This window comes from Exiguobacterium sp. s183 (assembly GCF_018617655.1).
Lineage (GTDB): Bacteria > Bacillota > Bacilli > Exiguobacteriales > Exiguobacteriaceae > Exiguobacterium > Exiguobacterium aestuarii_A.
The window spans coordinates 189,731-215,367 of sequence record NZ_JACSKN010000004.1; the positions used below are offsets into that span (position 1 = coordinate 189,731).

At 47.9% G+C, this 25,637-nt stretch carries 25 protein-coding genes; 13 read left to right on the forward strand and 12 right to left on the reverse strand.

Annotation, left to right across the window (positions count from 1 at the left end):
* The first annotated feature begins 59 nt into the window (after positions 1-59).
* Together KNP62_RS11110 and KNP62_RS11115 are read left to right on the forward strand one after the other, a co-directional pair.
* Complete coding sequence (locus KNP62_RS11110; RefSeq protein WP_214785558.1) at positions 60-1,697, forward strand: ABC transporter permease; 1,638 nt, start codon at positions 60-62, stop codon at positions 1,695-1,697.
* Positions 1,697-2,404, forward strand: a complete 708-nt coding sequence (locus KNP62_RS11115) for an ABC transporter ATP-binding protein (RefSeq protein ID WP_214785559.1) — start codon at positions 1,697-1,699, stop codon at positions 2,402-2,404. The genes KNP62_RS11110 and KNP62_RS11115 overlap by 1 nt, the downstream gene beginning before the upstream one ends.
* Positions 2,405-2,453: 49 nt before the next feature.
* On the opposite strand, the gene KNP62_RS11120 is transcribed toward KNP62_RS11115, so the two are convergent.
* The 3 genes from KNP62_RS11120 to KNP62_RS11130 form a co-directional block, all read right to left on the reverse strand.
* Positions 2,454-3,353: a class F sortase gene (locus KNP62_RS11120; protein WP_214785560.1), complete on the reverse strand. Its 900-nt coding sequence runs from the start codon at positions 3,351-3,353 to the stop codon at positions 2,454-2,456.
* 19 nt (positions 3,354-3,372) lie between these two features.
* Positions 3,373-4,713: a copper amine oxidase gene (locus tag KNP62_RS11125; protein ID WP_214785561.1), complete on the reverse strand. Its 1,341-nt coding sequence runs from the start codon at positions 4,711-4,713 to the stop codon at positions 3,373-3,375.
* Positions 4,714-4,801: 88 nt separating this feature from the next.
* On the reverse strand, positions 4,802-5,581 hold the full coding sequence (locus tag KNP62_RS11130; protein WP_214785562.1) for an AraC family transcriptional regulator: 780 nt from the start codon (positions 5,579-5,581) through the stop codon (positions 4,802-4,804).
* Between the two features lie 123 nt (positions 5,582-5,704).
* Here KNP62_RS11130 and KNP62_RS11135 point away from each other — a divergent pair, with 123 nt between their 5' ends.
* Complete coding sequence (locus tag KNP62_RS11135; RefSeq protein ID WP_214785563.1) at positions 5,705-7,354, forward strand: glycoside hydrolase family 13 protein; 1,650 nt, start codon at positions 5,705-5,707, stop codon at positions 7,352-7,354.
* 103 nt (positions 7,355-7,457) lie between these two features.
* Positions 7,458-7,964, forward strand: a complete 507-nt coding sequence (locus tag KNP62_RS11140) for a flavodoxin domain-containing protein (protein ID WP_214785564.1) — start codon at positions 7,458-7,460, stop codon at positions 7,962-7,964.
* Here the strand turns inward: KNP62_RS11140 and KNP62_RS11145 are convergent.
* Complete coding sequence (locus KNP62_RS11145) at positions 7,928-9,526, reverse strand: glycoside hydrolase family 55 protein (RefSeq protein WP_214785565.1); 1,599 nt, start codon at positions 9,524-9,526, stop codon at positions 7,928-7,930. The genes KNP62_RS11140 and KNP62_RS11145 overlap by 37 nt on opposite strands.
* A gap of 261 nt (positions 9,527-9,787) precedes the next feature.
* Here KNP62_RS11145 and KNP62_RS11150 point away from each other — a divergent pair, with 261 nt between their 5' ends.
* The 4 genes from KNP62_RS11150 (at position 9,788) to KNP62_RS11165 (ending at position 11,581) form a co-directional block, all read left to right on the forward strand.
* Complete coding sequence (locus tag KNP62_RS11150; RefSeq protein ID WP_015880427.1) at positions 9,788-9,988, forward strand: cold-shock protein; 201 nt, start codon at positions 9,788-9,790, stop codon at positions 9,986-9,988.
* A gap of 117 nt (positions 9,989-10,105) precedes the next feature.
* On the forward strand, positions 10,106-10,519 hold the full coding sequence (locus KNP62_RS11155; protein ID WP_214785566.1) for a pyridoxamine 5'-phosphate oxidase family protein: 414 nt from the start codon (positions 10,106-10,108) through the stop codon (positions 10,517-10,519).
* Positions 10,520-10,697: 178 nt separating this feature from the next.
* The gene (locus tag KNP62_RS11160; protein ID WP_214785567.1) at positions 10,698-11,204 is read left to right on the forward strand and encodes a DoxX family membrane protein; all 507 of its coding nucleotides are present in this window, start codon (positions 10,698-10,700) and stop codon (positions 11,202-11,204) included.
* 80 nt (positions 11,205-11,284) lie between these two features.
* Positions 11,285-11,581: a DUF3817 domain-containing protein gene (locus KNP62_RS11165; protein ID WP_074034148.1), complete on the forward strand. Its 297-nt coding sequence runs from the start codon at positions 11,285-11,287 to the stop codon at positions 11,579-11,581.
* A 21-nt stretch (positions 11,582-11,602) separates the two neighbouring features.
* Here KNP62_RS11165 and KNP62_RS11170 read toward each other — a convergent pair whose 3' ends face one another.
* Positions 11,603-12,853, reverse strand: a complete 1,251-nt coding sequence (locus KNP62_RS11170) for an MFS transporter (protein ID WP_214785568.1) — start codon at positions 12,851-12,853, stop codon at positions 11,603-11,605.
* 110 nt (positions 12,854-12,963) lie between these two features.
* On the opposite strand from KNP62_RS11170, the gene KNP62_RS11175 reads away from it, so the two are divergent.
* Positions 12,964-14,154, forward strand: a complete 1,191-nt coding sequence (locus tag KNP62_RS11175; protein ID WP_214785569.1) for a helix-turn-helix domain-containing protein — start codon at positions 12,964-12,966, stop codon at positions 14,152-14,154.
* Between the two features lie 4 nt (positions 14,155-14,158).
* Here the strand turns inward: KNP62_RS11175 and KNP62_RS11180 are convergent, their stop codons facing one another.
* Both KNP62_RS11180 and KNP62_RS11185 read right to left on the reverse strand, forming a co-directional pair.
* Complete coding sequence (locus tag KNP62_RS11180; RefSeq protein ID WP_214785570.1) at positions 14,159-15,166, reverse strand: S66 family peptidase; 1,008 nt, start codon at positions 15,164-15,166, stop codon at positions 14,159-14,161.
* Positions 15,167-15,229: 63 nt separating this feature from the next.
* Positions 15,230-15,556 (reverse strand): winged helix-turn-helix transcriptional regulator, encoded by a 327-nt coding sequence (locus KNP62_RS11185; RefSeq protein ID WP_214790236.1) that lies wholly within the window; start codon positions 15,554-15,556, stop codon positions 15,230-15,232.
* Between the two features lie 106 nt (positions 15,557-15,662).
* Between KNP62_RS11185 and KNP62_RS11190 the strand changes: the two genes are divergently transcribed.
* Entirely contained in the window at positions 15,663-16,466 is an 804-nt protein-coding gene (locus KNP62_RS11190) for a VOC family protein (RefSeq protein ID WP_214785571.1), read from the forward strand.
* A gap of 13 nt (positions 16,467-16,479) precedes the next feature.
* On the opposite strand, the gene KNP62_RS11195 is transcribed toward KNP62_RS11190, so the two are convergent.
* On the reverse strand, positions 16,480-17,472 hold the full coding sequence (locus tag KNP62_RS11195) for a 5'-3' exonuclease (protein WP_074034157.1): 993 nt from the start codon (positions 17,470-17,472) through the stop codon (positions 16,480-16,482).
* 199 nt (positions 17,473-17,671) lie between these two features.
* Positions 17,672-18,994, reverse strand: coding sequence for a hemolysin family protein (locus KNP62_RS11200; protein WP_214695824.1), 1,323 nt, complete (start codon positions 18,992-18,994; stop codon positions 17,672-17,674).
* A gap of 189 nt (positions 18,995-19,183) precedes the next feature.
* Between KNP62_RS11200 and KNP62_RS11205 the strand changes: the two genes are divergently transcribed.
* Entirely contained in the window at positions 19,184-19,981 is a 798-nt protein-coding gene (locus KNP62_RS11205; protein ID WP_214695826.1) for a glucose 1-dehydrogenase, read from the forward strand.
* A 33-nt stretch (positions 19,982-20,014) separates the two neighbouring features.
* Here the strand turns inward: KNP62_RS11205 and KNP62_RS11210 are convergent, their stop codons facing one another.
* Positions 20,015-21,970, reverse strand: coding sequence for an ATP-binding protein (locus KNP62_RS11210; protein WP_214785572.1), 1,956 nt, complete (start codon positions 21,968-21,970; stop codon positions 20,015-20,017).
* Between the two features lie 189 nt (positions 21,971-22,159).
* Here KNP62_RS11210 and KNP62_RS11215 point away from each other — a divergent pair, with 189 nt between their 5' ends.
* Both KNP62_RS11215 and KNP62_RS11220 read left to right on the forward strand, forming a co-directional pair.
* Entirely contained in the window at positions 22,160-22,480 is a 321-nt protein-coding gene (locus KNP62_RS11215; protein WP_214746862.1) for a PadR family transcriptional regulator, read from the forward strand.
* A complete protein-coding gene (locus tag KNP62_RS11220) occupies positions 22,477-23,508 on the forward strand; it encodes a DUF4097 family beta strand repeat-containing protein (protein WP_214785573.1) in 1,032 nt (343 codons plus the stop codon). Before KNP62_RS11215 ends, KNP62_RS11220 begins: the two co-directional genes overlap by 4 nt.
* Before the next feature lie 36 nt (positions 23,509-23,544).
* Here KNP62_RS11220 and KNP62_RS11225 read toward each other — a convergent pair whose 3' ends face one another.
* Entirely contained in the window at positions 23,545-24,237 is a 693-nt protein-coding gene (locus tag KNP62_RS11225) for a LutC/YkgG family protein (protein WP_214785574.1), read from the reverse strand.
* Positions 24,237-25,637 carry a LutB/LldF family L-lactate oxidation iron-sulfur protein gene (locus KNP62_RS11230; RefSeq protein WP_285800618.1) on the reverse strand — a complete coding sequence of 467 codons (1,401 nt, stop codon included), beginning with the start codon at positions 25,635-25,637 and terminating at the stop codon, positions 24,237-24,239. Before KNP62_RS11230 ends, KNP62_RS11225 begins: the two co-directional genes overlap by 1 nt.

The following is a 25,637-nucleotide window of genomic DNA, read 5'->3' on the forward strand; positions in this document are numbered from 1 at the left end:
CGTAGAAACTGATATGATGGGACAGGAATTGATTGTTTACAGAACGGGAGCGGTACGACATGAACTGGCACGCGGTAAAACGACAACTGAATGGATGGGCGATCCTAAGCTTTCTTGCGATTTTATTGATCGTCTTGCCGGGGATTGTCGTGCTCGTGGAATTATTCGCACCGGTCAACGAGAACTGGCAGCATATTCAAGAGTATTTGTTGCCCCGTTATGTGCGGAACACGTTGTTCATCATGGTGGCTACTGGTCTCCTGACGACGGTGATTGGAACGAGCCTCGCCTGGTTCGTGACCGTCTATGATTTTCCGTTCCGTCGCTTCTTTAAATGGGCACTCATCTTGCCACTGGCGATTCCGCCTTATATCGGGGCGTATACGTATCACGGCATTTTAAATTACACCGGAGTGATCCAAACGACACTACGGAATCAGTTCGGGATCACTGTCGATCAGTCGTACTTCAATATCATGTCGATTCAAGGAACCGTGTTTATTTTCACCTTGTTCCTCTATCCATACATTTATACGATCACACGAGCGTTCCTGCATAACCAATCGTCCTCGATGATTGAGAACGCACGGATCCTCGGTCGTGGGTCATGGGATATTTTCTTCACCGTCGTCATTCCGATTTCCCGAGTCGCCATCATTGGCGGTGTCAGTCTCGTCTTGATGGAAGTACTCAACGACTATGGCGTCGTGAAATATTTCGGGATCCAGACGTTCAGTACCGCTATTTTTAGCACATGGTTCGGGATGAAGGATACGTCGTCGGCGCTGAAGCTGGCAGGTACCCTCATGATTCTCGTCATCGCCATCTTGACGATGGAGCGACTCGTGCGAGGACGGAAGCAATTCAGTTACGCTTCGACGAAAGTGAAACCGCTCAAACCGAGACCGCTTCAAGGCTGGCATCGCTACGCGGTATTCGCTTATGTCTCGATCGTCTTTGCCATCGCATTCGTCATTCCGTTCACGCAGTTGACGGCCTGGACGTTCCTGACGTTCGATACGGTCTTCACGGAAGAATTTTGGCAACTTGTTTGGAATACGGTGCGTGTCGCCTTTATCGCAACAGTGATCATCCTGTTGTTCGCACTCATCATCGCGAACTACACGCGGCTCTTCCCGTCGAACATGACACGCGTCATTTCAAAAGTGACGACGCTTGGATATTCGATTCCAGGGGCAGCGATCGCGATTGCGGTCATCACGCTCTTCTTATGGCTCGATGACAAAGTGCTCGATATGGCACGGGCACTCGACTTGAGCCAGACGTTCGTGTTTCGGACGACGCTGATCATGCTCATCTTCGCCTACGTCATCCGTTTCCTCGCCATCGGCTATAACTCGATTGAGAGCGGGTTCGAGAAGGTCGGGAAATCGTTCACGGAAGCATCTCGCATGCTCGGATGGAACACGGTCCAGACGTTCTTCCGCGTGGATATCCCGATGATCAAAGGCGCCATCATGAGCGCATTTATCCTCGTCTTTATTGATATTATGAAAGAGTTGCCGTTGACGCTCTTTTTACAACCATTTAACTTTTCGACGCTTGCGACTCAGGCGTTCAAATACGTGAGTGATGAGAAGATACACGAAGCGGCACTCGCTTCCATCGTCATCGTCCTCATGAGTGGACTGTTGATATTCGTTTCCCACAAGGTGCTTGATAAGGAGGCCGACTAATGTTCGTTCAAATCAACGATTTACATTTTAGCTATAAAGGTGCACATGAAGAGACCATCAAAGGGTTCTCGATTTCAATCACAAAAGGCGAAATCGTCTCGCTTCTTGGGGACAGCGGTTCTGGGAAAAGTACGATTCTCCGATTGATCGCAGGGCTCGAGATGCCGAACCAGGGCGTCGTCGTCGTGAACGACTGCGTCTGTTGCGACGATTGTCAGTTCATGCCGCCAGAAGATCGTGGCGTCGGGATGGTCTTCCAAGACTACGCACTCTTCCCACACATGACCGTTGAAAAGAACATTCGGTTCGGTCTTCATAAACTAAGCCGGAAGGAACGGAATGCGCGTGTCGAAGAAATGCTCGCGCTCGTCAACTTGGCGGAGTTCCGTCACCGTTACCCGTACGAACTCAGTGGGGGACAACAACAGCGTGTCGCGCTCGCGCGTGCACTCGCACCGAAGCCGGCACTGTTGATTCTAGACGAACCGTTCAGTAACCTCGACACGTCACTCCAACATCGGATTCGCGACGACCTTCGCCGTCTCTTGAAGCAGACGGGCACAACGACAATCTTCGTGACACACGACGAGGAAGATGCAGAGGCGCTTGCTGACCGCATCGTCTACCTCGGAGAAGGCAAAATTAAAAAGCAAGTCATGACGGAGAACAACAAGACGTTCAACCCGCAGATTCCTTGCTTCGTATAATAGAGAAGACCCCTTATTCACACATTAAAAGTGAGTAAGGGGTCTTTTGTCATTTGGTCATCTCGGAAGGCTTCGACTCATTTCCAAGTTGGTCAATCGCAGTCACATAATAAGAAACACCTGTTTTACTTGCGACTTCGATACTCTTTCTTGCATGGGATGGGACGCTTTCGATATGAGTCGCTTTTCCGTCGACGACTTCATAGATGCGATATCCGATCACGCTCTCTTGACGCACGGCGTGCCAGGTTAACAAGTTTCCTTGTCGCGCGACTGCCGTCGGGATCTCGAGATCGACAGTTTCGTTCAGTTCGGTATCCACTAGCTCTGTATACACGACGAATCGTTCATCGTAGCCCCCGTCCCCGAACGTACCCGAACAGGTGATCAAATTTAAATTGCGATTTGATGTGGCACCGAAAATCTCTTCGATTGGCGCGGTTTTCGTATCATAGCGTTCTGTTTTTGTGACGCGGAACCGAAGTGTGTTTCCGGCTTCGTCTTGAATCAGAACGTCATCGCCTTCTTTAAGTTGATCGAGTTGATAAAAGACGGCCGGACCGGTCTTGCTGTCGACGTGACCGGCGATCACGGCATTCCCTTTACTTCCCGGTGTGACACCGGGTTCGAACCACCCGACCTGATTTTCATCTTCTGGTACACCCATCTGTCCGTTTTCCAGTACCCCGACTTGTTCGATGGCGGTATCGACATCGATTTTCGGAATTTGGATTTGAAAGGGGGTGACGGCCTTCGCGTTTTCTTCTTCCTCTGCTAATCGTAACTTCTTCACCTCTTCCTGTAGAAGTGAGAATTCAGCCGTTAAATCCGGGCTCTCCTCTATTTGTTTTTCTTCTACAGGTGGTGACGACGATTCTTGGGCGCTCGTCCACGTCCAGAAGCTAAAACAAAAGAGAGAGAGCGCCAGAAACAAATGGCGCTTGTTCATGGGGCTCCCTCCTTATTGATTATTGTTCAGACACTTTACGTTTGCGAAGCGTTACGAAGGCGAGTAAGATTCCGCCAAGTACAGCTAAGCCAGCGTAGAGCGTGTTCATTGATTGTTCTTGTGCACCACCGAGACCTGTTTCAGGCATCTCTTCAGGCATCGTTGTTTCTGCGAACTTGTCAGGCATTTGTGTCACGATTGCGTTACCGAGTGTTTCACCAACACCGAACATGAACGCATATCCTTCACGGAATGACATCCAAGCAGCTTCTGCATCGCCTGCGACGTATTGATCGAATGTGTCGAGTACGAGTGTCTCATGCTGTTTGATGGCTTCTTCACCAGCAGCTTGTGGTAAGTTACCTTCTGTTGCTGCATCGAGGAATGTGCTGAAGTCGACAGCGAATTGGTCGAGACGCATACGTGCTTCTTCGATTTTCGCTTCGTCACCTTCAAGTGTAGCAGCTACGATATCACCTTGTGCTGTGATGTGATCTGAGTTCCAGACTTTTTCGAACTGTGCAGCACCTTCGTCACCATATACAGATGCGATGGCCGCTTTGAAGTCGAGTGTATTCTGGTCTTCTGCCCATGTTACGTAGTCATAGTCCTCTGCCTGGTCATATCCTTTTTGCATACCGATTGCAGCGAGGGCGAAGTGCTCACCTGCAAGACTGTTCAATGTTGAGCGGAGTTCTACCGCTGGTGTGTCTGCTCCAGTCGTGAATTTGTCAGGCATTTGTGTGACGATTGCACCTGAGAGGGCTTTACTGATGTTGAACATGTGCTTGTAGCCTTCACGGAACGTCATGTAAGCTTCTTCATAATCTCCTTCGACATAGTTATCGAATACAGAGAGGACTTGGTCTTCATGAAGTTCAAGTGCATCTGCTGCCGCTTCTTTCGGTAAGTTACCTTCTGTCGCTGCATCGAGGAATGTTGAGAATTCTTCTACGAACTCATCAACTTCAGCTTCAGCTTCCATGCGTAGTTCTTGGTTGTCTGATTTTGCAGCTTCTACGAAATCATCTGAGTAGTCGTTATGACCACGGAAGATGTCTTCAAATTGTGCAGCGCCTTCTTCACCGTAGATTGAAGCGATAGCTGGCGTCATGTCGAGCGCGTTTTGATCGAGTGCTTGATCCGCGACTTCGGCATCTGCTGCCTCGTCGTATCCTTTCATCATCGATGTGACCGCTAATACGTAGTGCTCAGATAAGAGTTGATCGAGTGTGGCGCGAAGGTCACCTGCTGGTGTACTTGCTGTCGGTGTGTGATCCGCTGCCTGTGCGTTGACCGGTACGAGTAGTCCTAAGGCTAGTGCCGGTGCTACGATTTTGTTTAACGTCTTCTTCTTCATGTGTAATCGCTCCTTTTCGTAAGTGAGTGTTGTTGTCGTTATTTACACCCATCTAACGGAGCGGTTCAAAAAATGGATCACTCTTTTTTTATTTTTTTTCGTTTTTTTGTTGAAGAGTACGATAAACCCCTGGTGCTACGCCATATTTCCGTTTAAAAATTCTGTGGAAATATGGATAACTTCGAAATCCAGACAGTTCCGCAATCGTTTCTAACGAATGTTTTGTATAGCGCATTTGCTCTTCGGCAAGCTGTAAGCGAATCGATTGCGCATATTCGATGATCGTCATCCCGGTCTCTTCTTTAAAAAGATGAACGGTTCGTGAAACGCTGAGTCCGACCGCTGCGGCGATGTCTGCCACTTTGAAGTCACTCGTGACGTGCGATTCGATAAAGCGCATCATACGAGAGACGACTGGAGGTCGCGCCTGAGAATGCACATCTTGAATTGAACGATCCAGCATGAGTAGAAGCGCCTGAACGAGAGTTTCAATTAGTACGGCACTTTGTTCAGATGATGGACGGCGCACTTCCTCTGTAATGTGTTGCCATAGTGAAAGTAGGCGGGAATCGATGGTGATGGTATACTTTCGCTCCCGAGGCGTGGCATGCCACCACGTATCCATCGCATGTCCGGTGCAAAAGATGTGATAGTCTCCGCTCGCAGGTGTATCGACGTGCATTTCATAGAAGTCACCCGGACGGACAATCAATACGTCACCAGGTCGTGTGATCATCATTTCTCCATTGATCACAATCCGAGCCGTCCCCTCTGTCTGTAAGCGAATCAGATACGTATCGAGTAAGTTAGCGAACGGAAAAGTGTAGGTCGTTGTATGATACGAATAGCCACAAAAGCCGATTTCCATAATAGTCTCCTCATTTTATAGCAAAATTGTACATATCCTAATCATATCATGGATGGTCATGATTCCTTGAAGACAGTACGATGAAAGCGTTGAAACGGAAATGAATTTCAAGGAGGACGTAACATGAAACAATGGTGGAAAGAAGCAGTCGTGTATCAAATTTATCCACGGAGCTTCAATGATTCGAACGGCGACGGGATTGGTGATATCCAAGGGATCACGGAGAAGATGTCTTACTTGGCAGAACTCGGGATCGATGTCATCTGGCTCTCGCCGGTATACGATTCGCCGAACGACGACAATGGATACGACATTCGTGATTATCGTGCCATCATGGACGAGTTCGGTACGATGGACGACTTTGATGCGATGCTTGAGGAAGCACACCGTCACGGAATTAAAATCATGATGGACCTTGTCGTCAACCATTCTTCTGATGAACACCAATGGTTCATGGAGTCACGCTCTTCAAAAGAGAGTCCGTATCGTGACTATTATATTTGGAAAAAAGGAAAAGATGGGCAGCCACCGACGAACTGGGGAGCTTTCTTCGGCGGCAGCGCTTGGCAGTATGATGAGGCGAGCGATGAGTACTACCTTCATCTATTCAGTAAAAAACAACCGGATCTGAACTGGGAAAGCGAGACGCTTCGTCGTGAAGTGTACGATCTCATGACGTATTGGCTCGATAAAGGGGTCGATGGGTTCCGGATGGACGTGATCAATATGATCTCGAAAGACCCGAGTTATCCGAATGGTCAAACGCAAGGAACAGGTTACGGTGACGGCACGCCATTCTTCTTTAACGGGCCACGTATCCATGAATTCATGCAAGAGATGAATCAAGAAGTCTTATCGAAATACGACACGATCACGGTCGGTGAGATGCCAGGGGTCAGTGTGGAAGAAGCGAAACTGTATACAGGGGAAGACCGTAACGAACTGAACATGGTCTTTCATTTTGAGCATGTAGATGTCGGGAACGGCAGCTTCGGAAAATGGAATCCGACGGACTGGAAACTCACAGAGTTGAAGACGATCTTTTCGCGTTGGCAAGAAGGACTAGAAGAAGAAGGGTGGAACAGCCTGTATTGGAGTAATCATGATCAGCCCCGTGCCATCTCGCGCTTCGGGAACGACTCTCCGGAATATCGCGTCCGTTCCGGGAAGATGCTTGCGACACTTCTTCATCTATTGAAAGGGACACCTTACATTTATCAAGGGGAAGAGTTCGGGATGACAAACGTCGCGTTTGATTCGATTGATCAGTACCGAGATATCGAAACGTTGAACGCCTACCGTGACTACACATCAAAAGGGTTGTTGACGCACGATGAGATTTTCCGTGGAATTCATGAGCGAGGACGTGACAATTCACGAACGCCGGTACAGTGGTCGGATGAAGCACATGGTGGCTTCACGACAGGGACACCATGGATTGGGGTCAACCCGAACTATGTCGACATCAATGCGGAAGCGGCACGAAAAGACCCGAATTCGCTCTTCCATTACTACCGTCAATTGATTGCGCTCCGTAAAGCCAATCCGCTCGTCGTCTATGGGAAGTATGAGCTCTTACTCCCGGAAGATGAGGCGGTCTATGCGTTCACACGATCGTTCGAAGGAGAAACATGGCTCGTGCTCTGTAACTTCTCAGGTGACACACAACAACGTGACTTACCATATGACGTAAAAGAACGCGTCATCGGAAACATGGAACCGATTGAACCGTTCAACCTTCGTTCTTACGAAGCACAAGTGTATAAACTGTGACGAAAAGCTCGCCAGACGGCGAGCTTTTTTGAGTGGTCGCGTATCTTCTTCTCATGATTCGGGAATAGTGTAAGTAACGTCTGACATGAAAAGAGGGAACGACATGGGTACTTTAATCGCGTACTCTTCCAGATATGGAACGAGTGAAAAAGTGGCGTCTTTACTCGCTGAACGGTTATCGGGAGACGTTCATGTCCAAAATATCGTAGAAGAGCCGAACGTCATGTGGGAGACGGTGGATCACGTCATCGTCGGCAGTTCGATTCGAATGGGTACCATCCAGGACGAGATGAAGGAATGGTTGTCGCTTCATGAGGCACACTTGCTGGAGCATCCTCTCGCTCTATATTTGTGTGCCGGGACACCGACAGAGTCGGAGCGGATTCGTGAGCTAGAAGAAGCTTATCGTGACAAGTTGCGCGAACATGCTTATTTCGTCGAAGTCGTCGGAAGTGGGTATGACTTTGAACGAATGGGCTTTTTAGACAAAGCGATCGTCCGGATGATGGCCAAACAGAAAGAAAGCTCGCTTGAACTCGATGAGGACAAATTGAATCGGCTTGTCGAGGCGGCTCAAACGTCCGAACGCACTCGGGCTGAGAATCCGTAAGCAAATATGTCTTTCACATCGATCGGACTTTTCGTGGAGATGAGTACATCTCCGCTTTTTTTCTGTCCTTCGATGTGATGAAGTGCAATCTTCTCCAGTTGACGTCCTATTCTTAACGCGATTGGCGCAGATTCATGGCATCGTAAGTTTTCGATGGTCACTTCATCGGTCCGATTATCCCCTCCAAACAGTTCGAGATCAGCTCTCGAGGTTGTAAATCCACGAACGGAGATGCGATGTAATTGAACGCGTCGAGACTTGTATTGAACCGCCAGTGCCGGATGTTTTTCATAATCGTAAGTCGGATCACCAATCGCGGTCAATCCATGGATCAAGACGTCTTGATAGGCCGATACGACCAGGCTTCGTGGAGAGGATTTCGCGTATAGCGAGCTTCTAACCGGTTCGACGGATACTAAATTCGTACCAGACAGAAAGCGTGCTGTCGCCGAATCGGGATCGTCTGCTAAATGATGACCAATGTGACGGAAGTTAAATGAGCGATTGTCATGAAGTGAAAGGTGTCCAAAAATATGAACGTCATGAGCCGCTGACGAGGTTCCATGTGCCTTTACTTCGATTCCACCAAAACATCCTTCACTTTTATTGTTCACGAGTGTGACGTGCCGCGATCCATCATCAATCTCAATGCCATTCGAGTTTGAAAATCCAACAGCATGCGTTCGACCATGAGGATGATGACAATAACAGTTAGTGATATAAATGGCATCGCTATGGTGTGTCGTGATTCCGTCATCCCCATAGTTCGTCGCCTCAAGGTGATCAAGATGAATATACCGACTGCCGTTTGCGGCACGGAGGCCGTCCCCTAAGTAATGATAGTGTGGAGACGTGATGTCGAACGCATGAAGACCGGCATTTTTAGCCGTCACATGATGCACCCAGCCATACGTCACATGGGCAAACGTCAAGGCACTCGATGACGTGTCACCGCTCGTCGTTCGTTTCGCATCGCCTAATCGTGCAACGTTCCAATCGAGCGTCAGGTGACATACCTCGATATGATGGTTTCCCGCAAATGGGGTGGCGTTTCGTAACAATCTTCGATGCTTTGGGGCACGATCGGATAGTTTTAGAATGGTGACGTCCTGTCCGGCACCTTCTAACACGCAGTTCGAAGGAAGGCGAATGCCCCGAACGATATACACACCTGCCGGGACAAAGACACGGCGATTGGAGCGGAGGGCGAGACGAAAAGCGAGCGTGCAATCCGTTTGTCCGTCCCCGACGGCGCCATAGTCTGTCACATCAACACGTTGTTTTGTGACCTGCATCAGATTCAAATATTCCGCATCGAGGCGGCGCATCCAAACAGGACGAACCATTCCGTCCATTTGTTCGAGCGGGAGTGACGTTTGAACAGGCGTAATGCGCTCAGTCATTGGAATTCGGCAAGGGATGGAATGTTGCTGCTCTGAGTAAGATGTCTCGCGCGTGGAGCGGTGCCATTCGAGTGTTCGCTGGATGAGGTCTTCTTCCGACCAATCAGAATATGAGGCAATCATCGAAGCGATTGATTGCGGGTCCTTTGCATTTTTCATAATAAATCCTCCTAGCATCATCTTCTCTAGCATGTACCCGTTTCGCCTTGTTTTTTAGCAATCAGAAGTATTTACTAGACAGAAGCATCTAGTCGTGTTATATTCAATATGTGCTTAATTAAGAATAGCTGGAATCATAATTCACAAGTGCTTGGGATTATTTTTCATTAGATAATCCAGAGGCTTGTATTTTTTTTGGTCAAGTTTTTTCTAGTAAGGCACTACTATAACGCATAGCGTTTATTTCAGGAGGGTTCATTCATGAACACAGGTAAAGTAAAATGGTTTAACTCAGAAAAAGGTTACGGCTTCATCGAAATGGAAGGCGGAGACGACGTATTCGTACACTTCTCAGCAATCCAAGGCGACGGCTTCAAAACACTTGAAGAAGGCCAAGAAGTAACTTTCGAAATCACAGACGGAGCTCGTGGACCACAAGCTTCTAACGTTGAAAAAATCTAATCTTCCTTTCTAAGGAATATGATACCTGCTCGCATCGGCGAGCAGGTTTTTTTGTGTTTAATCGTGTGGTTTGAGGGAACAGTATACGAGCGACAAACCATGAAGGAGGAATTCGGAATGAGTGCAAAAGAAACAGCATTAAAGATTCTAGATTCAAGTAATGTAGGGACGATGGCGACCGTATATAAGGTGAAGCCACATAGTCGTTACATGACATTTTTCCATGATGATTTCACACTCTATACAGCAACCTCGAACGATACAGATAAGGTGGCGGAATTAGAGAAGAATCCATATACGCATATTTTGATTGGTTATGATGGCGATGGGGTCGGCGACACGTACTTAGAAATTTTAGGGAAAGCGACTGTGTCAGATGATGAATCGATGAAAGAAAAAGTGTGGAACGACAAGCTCGAGGGCTGGTTTGATGGACCAGACGATCCGAAACTGGTCATCCTTAAAATCGAGCCAGAATCGATGCGCGTGATGAACAAGAAGGGTCAACCACCACAAGATGTGACGTTGTAAAATCCTCAAAGGCGCCTCAAGTAGGCGTCTTTTTGATGGATGTGAATAGAGTGTGACGTACATATGGACGAATCATGAACAAACAAAAATACATATGTGAAATAGTGAACATAGATGGTATATTGTGAATGTAATCACATTATTCATTTATTCAACTTCTTGAAAGGGAGGAATCATCATGTTCACGAAATTTTGGCAAAATCATAACATCGCTACGGCAATCTTGACGGTGTTACGTGTATGGCTCGGTTATCATTGGTTAACAGCAGGTTTGGGTAAAATCACAGGTGGTTTTGGAACGGAAGGATTCTTAAACAACGCGGTGACACTTGCGACTGGAGAACATCCAGCCGTCGCAGGATGGTGGGCTGCATTCTTAGAAAACGTTGCAATTCCGAACGCTGGATTATTCGATGTCCTTATTCCTTATGGTGAATTTTTGGTCGGGTTGGGGTTATTGCTCGGTGCACTCACACGTAGCGCGGCGTTCTTCGGTCTTGTCATGAACATGGCTTTCTTGCTCTCTGGAACGGTCAGTACGAACCCAACGATGTTGATCGTATCTGTATTGATTTTGGTTGCTGGACATAACGCAGGGAAAATCGGAGTCGACGGTCTGTTCCTTCGCAACTTTGTCGAAACGAAAGTATTGCATCGTTCACCAAATCGTCAAATAGCTTCGTAACTTTTGTGCACTCTCCTGTGACAAACCTCTCATGTTTCGGCTACGATAGATATAGCCTACAGAGATAAAGGAGAACGCATATGACTACGACTCATTTTAAATGGCTTGGCTACACAGAAGGTGTGTCCTTCTTGTTGTTACTGTTTATCGCGATGCCATTGAAATACATGGCGGGTATTCCACTCGCGGTCAGTATTGTCGGCGCAGCGCACGGTTTCTTGTTTGTGGCCTACGTACTTGCGGCCATGTACATGGCGTGGCGCTTCCGTTGGGGCTTTAAAGTGCTGACGCTTGCCGTCATGGCATCCGTCATCCCATTCGGACCATTTTTATTAGAAAAACGGGTACTCCCGTCAACAGAGAAGACATCGAACTGATTCGTTCGATGTCTTTTTTTGTTAAGACGCTTGTTCAATTGACTGAGCTTCTCGTTCCGCTTGGATGTCATGGCGAATCCGATATGTGAGTGTGAAGGTACATAGGAGTAGGCCAATCATACATGCGGTGTATAGATATGAGACTGGTACAAGATCACTCAATACCCCGAATAGAATAAAACCGATTGGTGTGATACCCATCGCAAGTGACTCGAGTACCCCAATCACGCGACCTAAATAATTCGGATCCGTATTCGTTTGTAAGAGCAATTGAATCGGAACGTTGACACGTACGATAAAGAAACCACTCAATAAGGCGAACATTGCGAAAAAGAAAATCGAAGTGAGGACGTTGAAGTTCAAATATAATGGAATGGCAGGGCCGATAAATAGAACACTGAGTATGGTCAGTGCAGATCGCATGGTCGCCAGGCGATGTTTGATTTTAAATAGTGGCAAGGCGTGAAGTAAAGAAGCGATTAAGAATCCAATGGCAACCATGCTTTCAAGTAGTCCGAACTGAAACGGAGACACGCCGACCTCTTGTAGCGCGGCTATCGGGAACAACACTTCTGTCGCGACGAAAAAGAAATTCAAGAAGGCAGCTAGAACGGCGACTGTCCATAAAACGCGTTGCTGCTTCAAATAAGAGAGACCAGACCGTACATCTTCCCAGGTAGATTGTTCGGTTGGAGCAACCTCTTTCTGATGAAATGTGAGTCGAGAAGCAAGCAAGGCGGCAATCATGAAGAATAGGGCTGAGCTGAATAAAAAAGCTGGAATCGGTATGAGTTTAAACAGTGCTCCGGCAAGAAGCGGAGTGCCGATACTTGAGATGGAGATGATGCTCTGAATGAGAGAGTTGGCACGTTGAAGCTCTTCCTCTTCGAATAGAAGGGGGATCGAACTCGATAGCGTGACCGATAAGAAGGTGGAAACGATAGATAAGAAGAATGTGATGACATAAAAGGAAGGTGCTTCGAACGTCCAAAGCAAACTTGCGATCCCTGCGAGTAAAAATAATCCTCCATTCAGAGACTCCATCTTGATGATGACTCGTTTTCGGTCAAGTTTGTCCGCATAAGCGCCTGCAAATGGCGACAAAAGAACGCGTGGCAATGTGCCTGCCAGTAAAACAAATGCGAATTGTAATCCAGATCCAGTCGTCGTCAACACCGTTAATCCTGCTACGAACGTAAATAAGTTGGATGCGAACAGTGACATGAATTTACCGAGTAATAAAATCGATAAATTGGAAGAAAAGAATTTCATAGAGAACACTCCTTTGCAAATTAGTTAAATGTGATTTAACATTATCATAAAGGCAAGTGAGTGAAATGTAAACATAAAGTTCAATATAATTTAACTTATAGAGGTGGCATATGATTGGTGAACGAATTAAAACGTTACGAAAACAGAAGAAAATGACCCAAACGCAGTTGGCGGAAGGGATCGTCACGAAATCGATGCTCAGTATGATTGAAAATGGGAAAGCGGAGGCATCGATGCGTAGTTTAAGAGAACTCGCAAGTCGGTTAGATGTGTCGATGCAGCAGTTATTGATTGACCCGAAAGAAGCTGAACTACAAACGATGGTCGAGCAGTTAGAATATGAAGAAATGACACTCGTTTCGCGGCCAGATCAAGAAATACGACAGATGCTTTCCCCATACTTAAAAGAAGAAATGAACTCCGTGTGGCAAGGTAAAGCATACATGTTGTATGGGGATACGTACTTTCAAGAAGGAGAAAATGAGAAGGTATTGACCTACTACGATCGTGCCATTGAAATTTTTGAGAAGCTAGGTGAGTCTGAGGAATTGGCAATGGGACGAATCAGCCAGGCTTATTATTTATTGATGTGGAACCGATTTGAAGAATCGCTTGAACGGATTGACGCGATCGAACTTCTTGATGCGAAATACATGAAAACGAAAACGAGAACTGAGTACGTCATGTTGATTGTATTTAAAAACCTTCTTTGTGACGAGGATTTGGAAGATTCGATTCGACAGCTTGAAGACGTGCTCGAGTATATGAAACGAACAAGAATCTACTACCGTGCGGATGACGTGTATCGCACCATTTCGATTTGTGCGCTCTATTTGAACGATGAAAAGCATGTTCGTGAGTCTTTACAAAAGGCGAAGCAATACATTCAATTCACGGAAGACCGCTTGGCAGAAATCAAAGTGGCACTTTCCGAAGCGCTCTATGCGATGGAATATCGACATATTGATCTGTTAGGGGAAAACGTCAAGTTGATGGAATCACTCACGACAGAGGTTGAGCCGTTCATTGCGGCGATTTCGATGGCGAAAGGTGTGTACTACGCTTTTCGAGGGGAATCGGAAAAAGGAAGAGAGTGTTTATTGGCACTATGGGAAAACAGAGACGAGTGGAAAGCACATAGTTTAGTCGATATCGCGATTTACTACGAAGGGTTATTAAGGGGAACATTGAACGGATGCGGAGACGACTGGGTATCGGTCATCGAAGAACAAGTAGCGAAATTCCCGCAAGGACTGTTTCGCAAACGTTTAGAATTATTACTACAACAAATCAAGGGCTGACGCATCAGCCCTTGAACGTTTGAATCAATGTCCCTTGACCATGCTCGACTTGGACGGAAGCGTGGGCCCCATTGACGAGCGTCATCTGCGGCGGAACGTGTCCGAAATCGATATCGAAAAAGATAGGAACCTCTAACATGTGGTGGAGCTCCTCATACACCATCTCAGTCGTATAGTCTTGATGCACAGATGGGGCATCACTTCGTCCAAACAGAATACCAGACGTCTGATCGAACCAACCGGCCCACTTCATTTGAAGGAGGGTCCTTTTTAATGCGGGGACGTTCATCTCGGCATTCTCAAAATACCAAAGAATCGGTTCATCATTCAGGTAATCGTGTTGGAATGTCCTGACGTCGCCATACGGTGTCCCAATTGTATGTAAGAGCACATCGAGACATCCACCAAGCAATCGACCTGTCGCGTGTTGACCCCCAATCGCTTTCCATTCCGTTGTTTCACTCAAATGAAACAGGTGTGGCGTCGGATTGTCATGCTGCCATTCCTTTTGAAACTTCTCAGACGAGCGTTGGATGACCGTCTCGTCGACCCGCGTCGACAATACATCTAACCAGCGTGAACTCGTCTCATCCCAAATATCCGCACGTAAATCGACCAGGTTTGGACCATGGGCCGAGGCGATTCCGGTTTTTAGCGTATAGACGAAGAGCAACAAACTCGTATCTGAATAACCGAGCATCCATTTTGCGGGTAAGGATTGCCACTCGATTTGGTCGAGGATCTCCATTAAAAGTTCTCCGCCCCAAGGCGGAATGATCAAGTCGACAGTGTCGTTTTGAAGGAGATTGGTCAATTCATTTACTCGTACGCGAGCCGGGGAGGACTTCCCTAATTGTTGTTTCCACGCATTCGGAGTGAATTGTAACGTGAACCCTCGATCGGAAAACTTCTGTTCTGCTTGATGCAATAAATGGTGTAATTCTGTTGGTATACCTGACGAGGGAGCGGTGACACCGATTTGATGACCGGTAAACTGTGGATAACGAATCATGACGACCTCCTGTGGATAAGTGATAAATGAAATCGGTTAAAACGGTTATCCACATGTGGACAACTAGTTGGAGCGCATCCGTTCCGCGTGACGCATTCCCCATTCGTTCATCGCTTCGAGAATCGGGATTAGTGTTTTTCCATACTCGCTTAAGCGATAATCGACACGGGGAGGGACTTCTGGATAGACGGTCCGGATGACGATATCTTGTTCTTCTAAATCACGGAGTTGTGCGGTCAGTATCTTTTGACTGATTTTTGGTAACGCTCGTTTCAACTCACTGAAGCGTAACGTATCCCCATTGATCAGGACGAGGAGGATGGAGTGCTTCCATTTTCCTGTAATCAGTTCGAGTGCCGTATCGACTTCGCAGCTTGTTATCTTGGTCACATCATTCTTCCTTTCCATTAGTATCGTTGAAGTAACTATACCACCTTTTTGTGCCTACTTCTGCAATGTGAGCCGAGCGGGTATAGTGAAGGTGAGGTGATTGTATATGAAAATCGAAAATATTGAACTAGGACCGGTGACGCTACGCGTCCGTGACATCGAACAGATGAAACAATTTTATGTAGACGTGATTGGGATGAGTGTCCTTGAAGAAACCGAAGAGCTTGCCACGCTCGGAACGAAAGAGCGTCCGCTCGTCATCTTGCACCATGTTCCGCAGGCGAAGACGAATCCGCGAGCGGCAGGGTTGTTTCATTTAGCGATTCTATTACCGGATCGTGTAGCGTTAGGAAGCATCTTGGCGCATCTTATCGAACAACGCATCGAAGTCGGACAAGGCGATCATTTAGTGAGCGAAGCGTTCTATTTGAGTGACCCAGAAGGGAACGGGATTGAGCTATATGCCGATCGTCCGAAAGAGCAATGGAGCTATGAAGCGAACGGGCATGTGAAAATGGCGACTGAACCGGTCGACTATGAATCGATGCTTCAAGCTGCAGTGAATCGACCATTCGCAGGGTTACCGATTGGCACGACGATGGGACATGTGCACTTTAAAGTCCGGTCAATCGAAGCAGCGAAACGCTTCTACCATGACCGACTCGGATTTTCTGTTACGACGGATTCTTATCCGGGGGCACTGTTCTTAGCGGCAGACGGGTATCATCATCACATCGGCACGAACGTGTGGGCACGTCCGAGTGAAGCTCTAGGGGTCGAAGCCGGACTCGAAGCGTGGACACTTCTTGTCAACGAAGAGACAAACCAGGCGTTAGGTGGAACATCGTCTGAATGGACGTTGACGGATGAAGATGGAATTACTGTGCATATAAAAAGAACGGGCGCATGAGCGACCGTTCTTTTTAACGTGCGGATGTTTTCTTCTGACCTGCATTGAAGGAGAGACGAAGTCCGCGTTTTTGATACGCTTGCTCGACTCGCTTCGGGTTGAGGCTGAGCTCGAGATGAGCCAACTTCAAATGGTCAAGTGCCGGCACCGTGACATCAAGACGAACGAGCTCCATGTTGCGCTCTGCTTTTTTGCGTGTTCGTCTCAAGTTACGGGGCACCTCCTCTGACGTCAGTGCCGCGATCGTTTCATTTACTTGTTGTCGTTTATCACCTTTAATACTCAAGGCAGAATACAGCTTATCGAGCGAACCGAATCGTTTGATCAATTGGACCGATTGGTTTTCGTCAAGTCCCGCAACGGGTGGAATTCCGTCTGAACGGTCTCCCGTCAACGCTTTAACGGCTGACAGCTGTTTCGGTTTCAACCCTTCGTATAACGCCGCAATCTCTTCTGGTCGAATTTCTAAATGACGTTTGAGCGGTAACGGACGGTTATCACGAATGTCACAGCGAGCCTGCATTTGCTGAAGCTCCTGTGTTTGCAACCAAACGGTGATTCGTGGACTGACAAGCTGTAACAAGTCTTTGTCTTTTGTCATGATGACCACAGGTGCACTGCAACTGAATTTACGTGCGATGTGGGCAATTAAATCTTCCCCTTCATAGCCTTCTACTTGGAATTGTGGAATTCCACTATCCTCAAGTAGTTGGCGCATGAGTTCCATCTGCGCTTTCAATTCAGGCGGTGTTTGACGTCTGCGGCGTTTATAGCCCGGGTAGAGTTCTCGACGCCATAATGTTTCACGTGAGACGTCCCAGACGACGACAAAGTGAGTCGGACGATGTCTACGTAGAATCGTCCGGATGAGGCCGGTCATTCCGATGACGGCACTCCGATCGTTTTTGGATACCTCGCGTCCTTTTTTCGTTCGGCTCGCGGCGGCACCATAGTAAGCACTGGCCAGCATGGAGTTACCGTCAATCAAAAATAGTTTGCGTTCCATGCGTAACCTTCTTTCTATTTCTTTCTGTTTAAACCGAACATCTCGCCATGTTTCGGTGATGTTGTGTCATTGAGTGCGTGACACTCAAATAAGCAACATATGTGCAGTATATCACGGCAAGAGGCGAAAATATAGCGACAGTTCGGTTCACACATGAAAAACCCTTCTCCAAATCAAGGAGAAGGGTTTGATAGAAACCTTATTCTGAGAGAGGCTCTTCCTCTTCATGTGAGGCCAAAATCAGGTCGACGAAGACAATCCGGTGGTTATCGACTTCACTGACAATCAATTCATGGTCGCCAGGTAAGAGGAAGCGTTCGCCCGTCCGAGCGTTCGCTTTTTGCGATAAGACAAATCCGCCGACTGTATCGACATCATCTTCGATTTCGATCCCGAACCGTTCCTCGAGTTCTTGTGTTAACACAAGTCCAGAGAGACGGTAATGTTTCGGAGCAATTTCTGTAATTTCTGCTTGTTCATCTCGGTCGAACTCGTCGCGAATCTCACCGACAATTTCTTCTAAGATGTCTTCAATCGTTAAGAGGCCGGCAGTACCCCCATACTCATCGATGACTAAACACATCATCGTCTGCGCGTTTTGCATCTTCACCATCGCTTCTTGAAGCGGTGTGAACTCGGTGACGAGTGGCAATTGATGAATGAACGATTCGAACGGTGCGTCATTTTTTGAAAGTTGAGCAGTGAAGAGTTGTTTTGCATTCACGAATCCGAGCACGTCGTCACGGTCGCCATCTCGTGTGACCGGATAACGCGTATACTGGTGCTCTTCGACAACTGAAATGATCTCTTCAATCGTATCTTCTTCATCGATTGTGACCATGTTCATACGTGGAACCATGGCATCCTTGGCGATTCGTTCGTCAAACGAGAAGATGTTTTGTACATATGCCAACTCGTTTTCGTTGATTTCACCACTGCGGAAACTTTCCGTCATGATGATTTTCAGCTCTTCTTCTGAGTGTGCCGTCTCCTGAGCCGTCGTCTGCACCCCGAATAAGCGGAGGGTGAGACGTGCCATACTGTTCAAGGCACGAATGAACGGGTAGAAGATTTTCGTGAACACGTAGAGCGGACGTGCGACAAGGAGCGTCAACTTTTCGGCTTCATGGACCGCAAGTGTTTTCGGCACAAGTTCTCCAATGACGACGTGTAGGAACGCAATGAGTAAGAATGCGATCAGGAACGACAAGAATGTCACGAGAGATGGCGATAAGTTTAGCTGGTCGACCAACGTGTGGATATATGTTTCGATTTGATCGGCACCAATCCACCCGAGTCCGAGTGCAGAAAGCGTAATTCCGAACTGAGATGCAGAAAGGGAGTCGTCGATATTCTCGATGACTTTTTTTGCGCTGACCGCTTTCTTGTTTCCTTCAAGCACGAGCTGGTCGAGTCGAGCGCCACGCACTTTCACAATTGAAAATTCGGCTGCCACGAAAAAGGCAGTCAAAAAGATTAAGAGCGCAACGATGAGTAAGCTGAGTAACATGGGACTGTCCAACAATTCCCCCAAAAATCGGGGAGTCACCTCCATTGAGTATAAGATCAAACGTCTTTCAGGCAGTTCCTGAAAACGAATAGTTTGTTTCAGTATAGTTGATTTGTTTCAAATATTCAAAATGCAGCCAATCATGTTTGATGAGGAGGGGAATGTGGGAACTAAAAACGAGAAGATGAAGGAGGAGTTCACATGGCAAACTATCCAGAATTAAAAGGAAAAGTCGCGGTCATCACGGGAAGCTCGAAAGGTCTCGGTCGAGCAATCGGTGAGCGTTATGCGAAAGAAGGGATGAATGTCGTCCTGAACTATCGTAGTAGTGAAAAAGAGATGGAAGAAGTCATCCGTGGCATCGAGGCAGGTGGTGGGAAAGCCGTCGCCGTAAAAGGGGACGTCTCGGAAGAAGGACTCGCGGAGAAGATGATTGAAAAAGCCATTGCTGAGTTCGGGAAAATGGATATTTTCGTGAATAACGCCGGCGTTCAAGTCGAGGCGAAAACACATGAGATGGAATTCGACAATTGGAAGAAGATTATCGACGTCAACTTGAACGGAACGTTCCTTGGTGTCCGTGCTGCCTTGAAGTACTTCGTTGAGAACAAAATTGAAGGCAATATCATCAACATGTCTTCTGTTCACGAAGTCATTCCACGTCCTGGTTATACACATTACGCAGCAAGTAAGGGCGGCGTAAAAATGTTTACGAAATCAGTCGCTCTCGAATATGCACCGAATCACATTCGTGTGAATGCGATCGCACCAGGGGCAATCGATACACCAATCAACGAAGAGACGATGAGCGACCCAGAAGAGAAGAAAGGGTTAGAGGCACTCATCCCATCTCACGTCATCGGGAAACCGGAACAAATCGCTGCCGTTGCCGCATGGCTCGCGTCGGATGAATCGTCATATGTTACAGGGACAACGATTTTTGCGGATGGTGGACTATCACTTTATCCATCATTCGGTCCAGAGAATAAAGTACAGTAAACAAGAGGGTGCGCTATCGCACCCTCTTTTCGTTTAGCTACTCATCTGACTCGTTACATCCATTTTCGGAAGACTGACGGTGAAAATGGACCCTTTACCGATGTTCGAGGTGGCGTGAATTGTGCCGCCATGACCTTCTGCAATCTCTTTACAAATCGCGAGACCAAGGCCGGTTCCTCCGATTTTGCGGCTAGCGGAATTGTCGACGCGATAAAACTTGTCAAACAACTTCGACAGCGCGGTTTGAGGGATCCCGATTCCATGGTCTTCAATCGAAATATCAATCCAATCCGGTCGCTCACATGCGACACGGACATGGATGTCTCCCCCATGAGGAGAATACTTCACAGCATTATGAAGTAGATTCATGAAGAGTTGATTGAGTCGCGTTCGGTCTCCATATACATAAAGATCTTCCTGACAATCAAACGAAATTTGATGATGTTGGCTTGCTCCTTGATGCACCGCGATGGCCTGTTTCAGGATGTCGGACAGGCGCTCCGATTCGTTATGGTACGTCTGTTGTCCTGATTCCATCCGTTGAACATCGAGCAAGTTGGAAATCAAATCTTCGAGACGCAATGTCTCTTGATGAATCATCCCTAAATATTTTTCGGAACGTTCGGCTGAAAGTTTTCGGAAACGGAGAAGCTCAGTGAATCCGATGATACTCGTGAGTGGGGTACGAAGTTCATGGGAGACAGTCGAAACGAGTTCGGTTTTCAAACGGTCGACCTCAGTCTCATGCGTGACATCACGGAAGACGAGCATCGTCCCGTGGCGTGTTCCTCTCAAGTAAATCTTCTCCGCATACATTTGAATGAAGCGTTCTTCCTGATTCATCGAGAACGTGACGCTCTCTTCTTTACACTGTCCGTCAAACGACCGCTCCATGAACGCGAAAAAGTCATCCTTTTGGTCGACCTGCAGTCCAAGTTCTTCGAGACTGGCGTCTAAACTGTATAAGTCGACTTCATTTCGCTTTGTGATCGGTTGGTTAAACAAGACGAAGAGTGCTTGGTTGGCCACTTTTTCGCTTGTTGCGTGCTCGATATAGATGACGGCATCGCGGATGGAGTGAAGGAGACGCGCTGTCTTCTCACGCTCTTCTTCGATTCGATGGCGCTGCGTCGTGAGTGACGAAGCCATCTGACGGAATGAGGTCGTCAGTTGACCGACTTCGTTTTTAGATTGAACGGTGACCGGCGTGACCGGTTGCTTCTCTCCGGCAAGGCGCTTGCTGTTTTCAATCAATTCCTGAAGTTGACCCGTTAAGCGTCTGACGTAAGGGCGAGCGACGATGAAGAGAATGAATAGAACTCCGAGCAAGGAGAGGAGCCAGAGAGCTTGTGCCCATTTCGTATGTGTCGCAAGTTGAGCACGGAGCGCATCCTCTTCTGCGTTCAGTGAGTTCCGATATTCCGTGAAGACGCTCTCCATATCGACGATGCTCGCGCTCATATCCGCGGCACTTTTCGAGTTGATTTTAAATTTACGGTCTGCCGGCGGCTCTTTTTGAGGGTTTACCTTCCCGAGCGTTGGCATTTTTAAAAAAGGTTCGGTCACACTTCCGTCCCGCTTTCCTTCTACATAACGTTCAAGGCTCGGCATGACGCGTTCTTGATAAGCAACAAACAGTGTACGGGCATCGCTCGCATACGTTTTTTCCTTATCGGTTACGGCGTTCTGTTCGAACCAAGTCGTCTGTTCGTCAATCAAAACTTGTTTATCTTGTACGCGCTCTAGCATCGCATCGTCTCCGAGGAGTACGTAGCCGCGCATTTCATATTGCATCGACTGCCATGTCTCGAACAATTCGGTCGCATTCGTGCGCCGTTCACTGATGTTCTCGAGCGATGACGTCGTCTGTTCGATTTGGTTTTCCGTATACACATATACGGCAAGTGATGTGAGGAGGATCAGTCCGATGAATAAATAGAAGACGAATAAAAATTGTCTTCCGATCCGTTGGTCAATCCATGACTTCATAAAGACCGTTCCTTCCTAGAATGATGAACATTCCGACTGTGACAAATATCCTACGAGTGTCGTTCTTTTATTGTACAGATTCACCTCCTCAGAAGCTAGATATTGAGAAATCAGGGGAATGAATACTATTGTTTATTGAATAGTAGTGGTTGATGTGCTATTGTTCTATGTATAGTAGGGGGTGGGATCATGAATCCTCAATTCAAGAAGGGCGTACTCAATCTTTGTGTGCTGGCGCTTGTAGCGGAACAAGACCGCTACGGCTATGAACTCGTCCAAGCGATTTCGGCCAAAGTAGCCATTTCAGAAGGTGCCGTCTATCCGTTGTTGCGTCGCTTGACGACAGAGGGCTATTTCACAACGTATTTAATGGAGTCCGGAGAAGGGCCGCCGCGGAAGTACTATCAGATCACGGAACAAGGGCTTACACATTTGGCTGAGTTACGAACAGAATGGAATGTATTCACGAACGGCGTCAATGACTTAATCCGAGGGGGAGACGACAGATGAATGAAGAACAGTACTTGTCAGAGCTTGAGCAATTATTGATGAACGTGAAGGTGAAAGATCGCCTCGATATTTTACGAGATGTGTCTGAGTACTTCACGAGCGGTCGATTAGAAGGAAGAAGTGATGAAGAGATGGCGCGTGAGTTAGGGGAACCGAGCGTACTCGCATCGGAACTACTCGCGTCTGTCGATTTTGAAGTAGCGGAGTCGACACGACCGCCTGCAGTTGTCAAAAGTTCGACCGTAGCTTTTCAAAGTGTCCTCATTCAAGTTCAACATGCGCAGGTGTTCGTGACACCATCACAAGATGGATATGCGTACGCGACACTTGAAACAGAGACCGACCATGGGGTAGTCATGGATATCGTCGGGGACACGTTAGAAATCCGGATTGAATCCGAACGTCGTTTCGGTCTGTCTGATTTGTTTTCGTGGTTTGGGTCAAAAGCACCGGTCCTTCGGGTCGAGCTACCTCATCACGCCTATCATCAAATTCAATTGAAGAATCGTCACGGTTCGAGTGATGTACAAGATCTTCAAGCGGAACGTTTACTCGTAGAGAGCGAGAATGGGCGAATCATCGCACATCACATTCAAGCACGTCATGGCGAACTTCGCACATCGAACGGGAAAGTGCTCGCATCAGACTGTCATGGTCACGATTGGGAGCTTCATTCCTCAAACGGTCGTGTTGAAGCGAAGCACTCTCAGCTAGAGCGCATCAACATCCATTCCTCGAACGGTCGAATCGATGTTGATCACGTCACAGGAGCCATTGATGCCAAGACGTCGAACGGCCGGATTGACTGCCTCGTTCAATCGATTCAAGCGCCGATTCGTTTGAAGACAAACAACGGAAAGATTGACTTGCACGTGGATGAACGTCCGGAAGATGTGACGATTCGGGCGAAGTCACGGAATGGAAAAGTCAATGTGTTCGGAGAACGGTCGAAAGAGTGCGTGTTCGGTGAAGGATCCATTGAAGTGAAACTAACAAGCTCAAATGGGAGCGTCACGGTATCAGGATAAACGTAGCCCCTCCATCGATCGATGGAGGGGCTACGCTTATAAATCATGTACCAACACATAGGCAACTCGAACAGGACCATGAACACCGACGATGAGGTTCATTTCGATGTCGGCCGAGTTCGACGGACCGGAGATGAAATTGACGCCGTTCGGGGAATGGAGACCATCTCGATCGAGTGCGGCAAGCTGTTGTGCCGTTTGCGTCATACGTGGGACAAGGACAGATTTCGGGATAATCGCAATATGGTCTTGCGGTAACAGACTGATTGTCCGTGATTTTCCAGGCTTCGCATATTGGACGATTGTCGCACTTTCCGCAAACGCTGCATCCGCAATCGTGATGCCGATGTCGGCACGTGCGGCGAGCTCTCGGCTCGTGTCCGGCTTTGTCGAATCCCACCATGCGAACGCCTCGCTCGTTGAGGGAGCCCAAGCGGAGATTCTATTATCGTTCTCCGCGAGGATTCGTGTTCCTTCGTAACGTTCAATCAAGAGGCGAAGCGTATCATCGAGATGCGTGGATTCGCATTCCACCAAATCGGTGTGGATTCGTGTCGCGACCATGCGAAACGTCTCGAGTAGCTCTTCTTCGCTCGCATCTTTTAACACGTCGTCTTGTGGGCGATGTTTGTATTCGCGTTTCGGTGGGGTGAGGTCGACCTCACGCCCGAGCTGTTTGGCGATGCGTTGTAAAAAGTCTTCACGGTTTGTGATTGTACCAGGATTCATCAGGCGTTCCCCCGTTTCTTGAACCAGTCTCGGACGGTCTGTTTGTTCGGCTGTGGCAAGTCTTTCGAGTCCGTCCAAGCCGGCAGTCCTTTTTCAATCTGACCAGATGTGGCGAACGGTGATGTCGCAAACGGTGCGACGTGTTCCGCTGCTTCGAATAAGAACGGACTTGATGCTGTGACGGCAAATCCTTTCATCGCAATTCGTTCCACGAAAGGTGATTGTTTCTTTTCCTCAACGATGACGCGGCGGTGTTCAATCAACAGCTCGTGTAACGGAATCTTCACGGGGCATGCCTCTGTACAGGCACCACAAAGACTCGACGCATAAGGAAGTTCTTTATAGTTCTCGTATCCATCTAGCAGTGGGGCTAAGACGGCACCAATCGGACCAGGATAGATTGACCCGTATGCATGCCCGCCGATGTGACGATAGACAGGACAGACGTTGATACAGGCCGCACAACGGATGCATTGCAGGACCGATTGGAACTGTGTACCGAGAATGCCAGAACGCTTATTGTCGACGATGACGAGGTGGAATTCTTCAGGACCATCGACTTCACCGACCGCGCGCGTCCCGGCGAATGTCGTGATGTATGACGTGAGGCGTTGACCGACCGCGCTTCGACAAAGCATATTGACGAGTACCTCGAATTCTTCATAAGAAGGGACAATGCGTTCCATCCCCATGACAGAAATGACCGTGTCAGGAAGTGACGTCACCATGCGTCCATTCCCTTCATTGGTCACAAGCCCGACGGCTCCACTCTCTGCAATGGCAAAATTACAGCCGGTGATGCCGACTTCTGCCTTTAAAAAGTCTTTCCGTAGTTCTTGTCGTGCATAGCGCCCGAGTTCGGTCGGATCGTTCGAGCCGGTATAGCCGTGAGCGGTGAACGTCTCATGGACAGCGTTGCGGTCTTTGTGCAGGGCAGGGGCGACGATATGAGACGGTGGGTCTTCGTCGAGTTGCAAAATCCATTCCCCAAGGTCGGACTCGACGACGGTACATCCTTCTTCCTGGAGCGCCTCGTTCAACCCAATCTCTTCTGTGACCATCGATTTTGATTTCACGACATGTTTGGCTTGTTTCGAACGAACGACTTCCCGAATGTAACGGTTCGCTTCTTCTGGCGTCTCTGCGAAGAAGACGCTCCCACCTCGTTTTGAGACATTCTCGCTCAATTGATACAAGTAATAGTCGAGATGCTCGAGCACGTGTTGACGAATCTCTTCCGAGTGGTCACGGAACGCTTCCCAGTCTCCGAGTTCACCCGCAGCATCCAACCGTCCATCCCGTAGCCGGTTTTGAGCTGAACTGACGGCTTGCCGCATGAACGCATCCTCAATCCCGTCCTTGCGGCGATCCTGAAACTTCTCATCTAACCGAATCCCCAT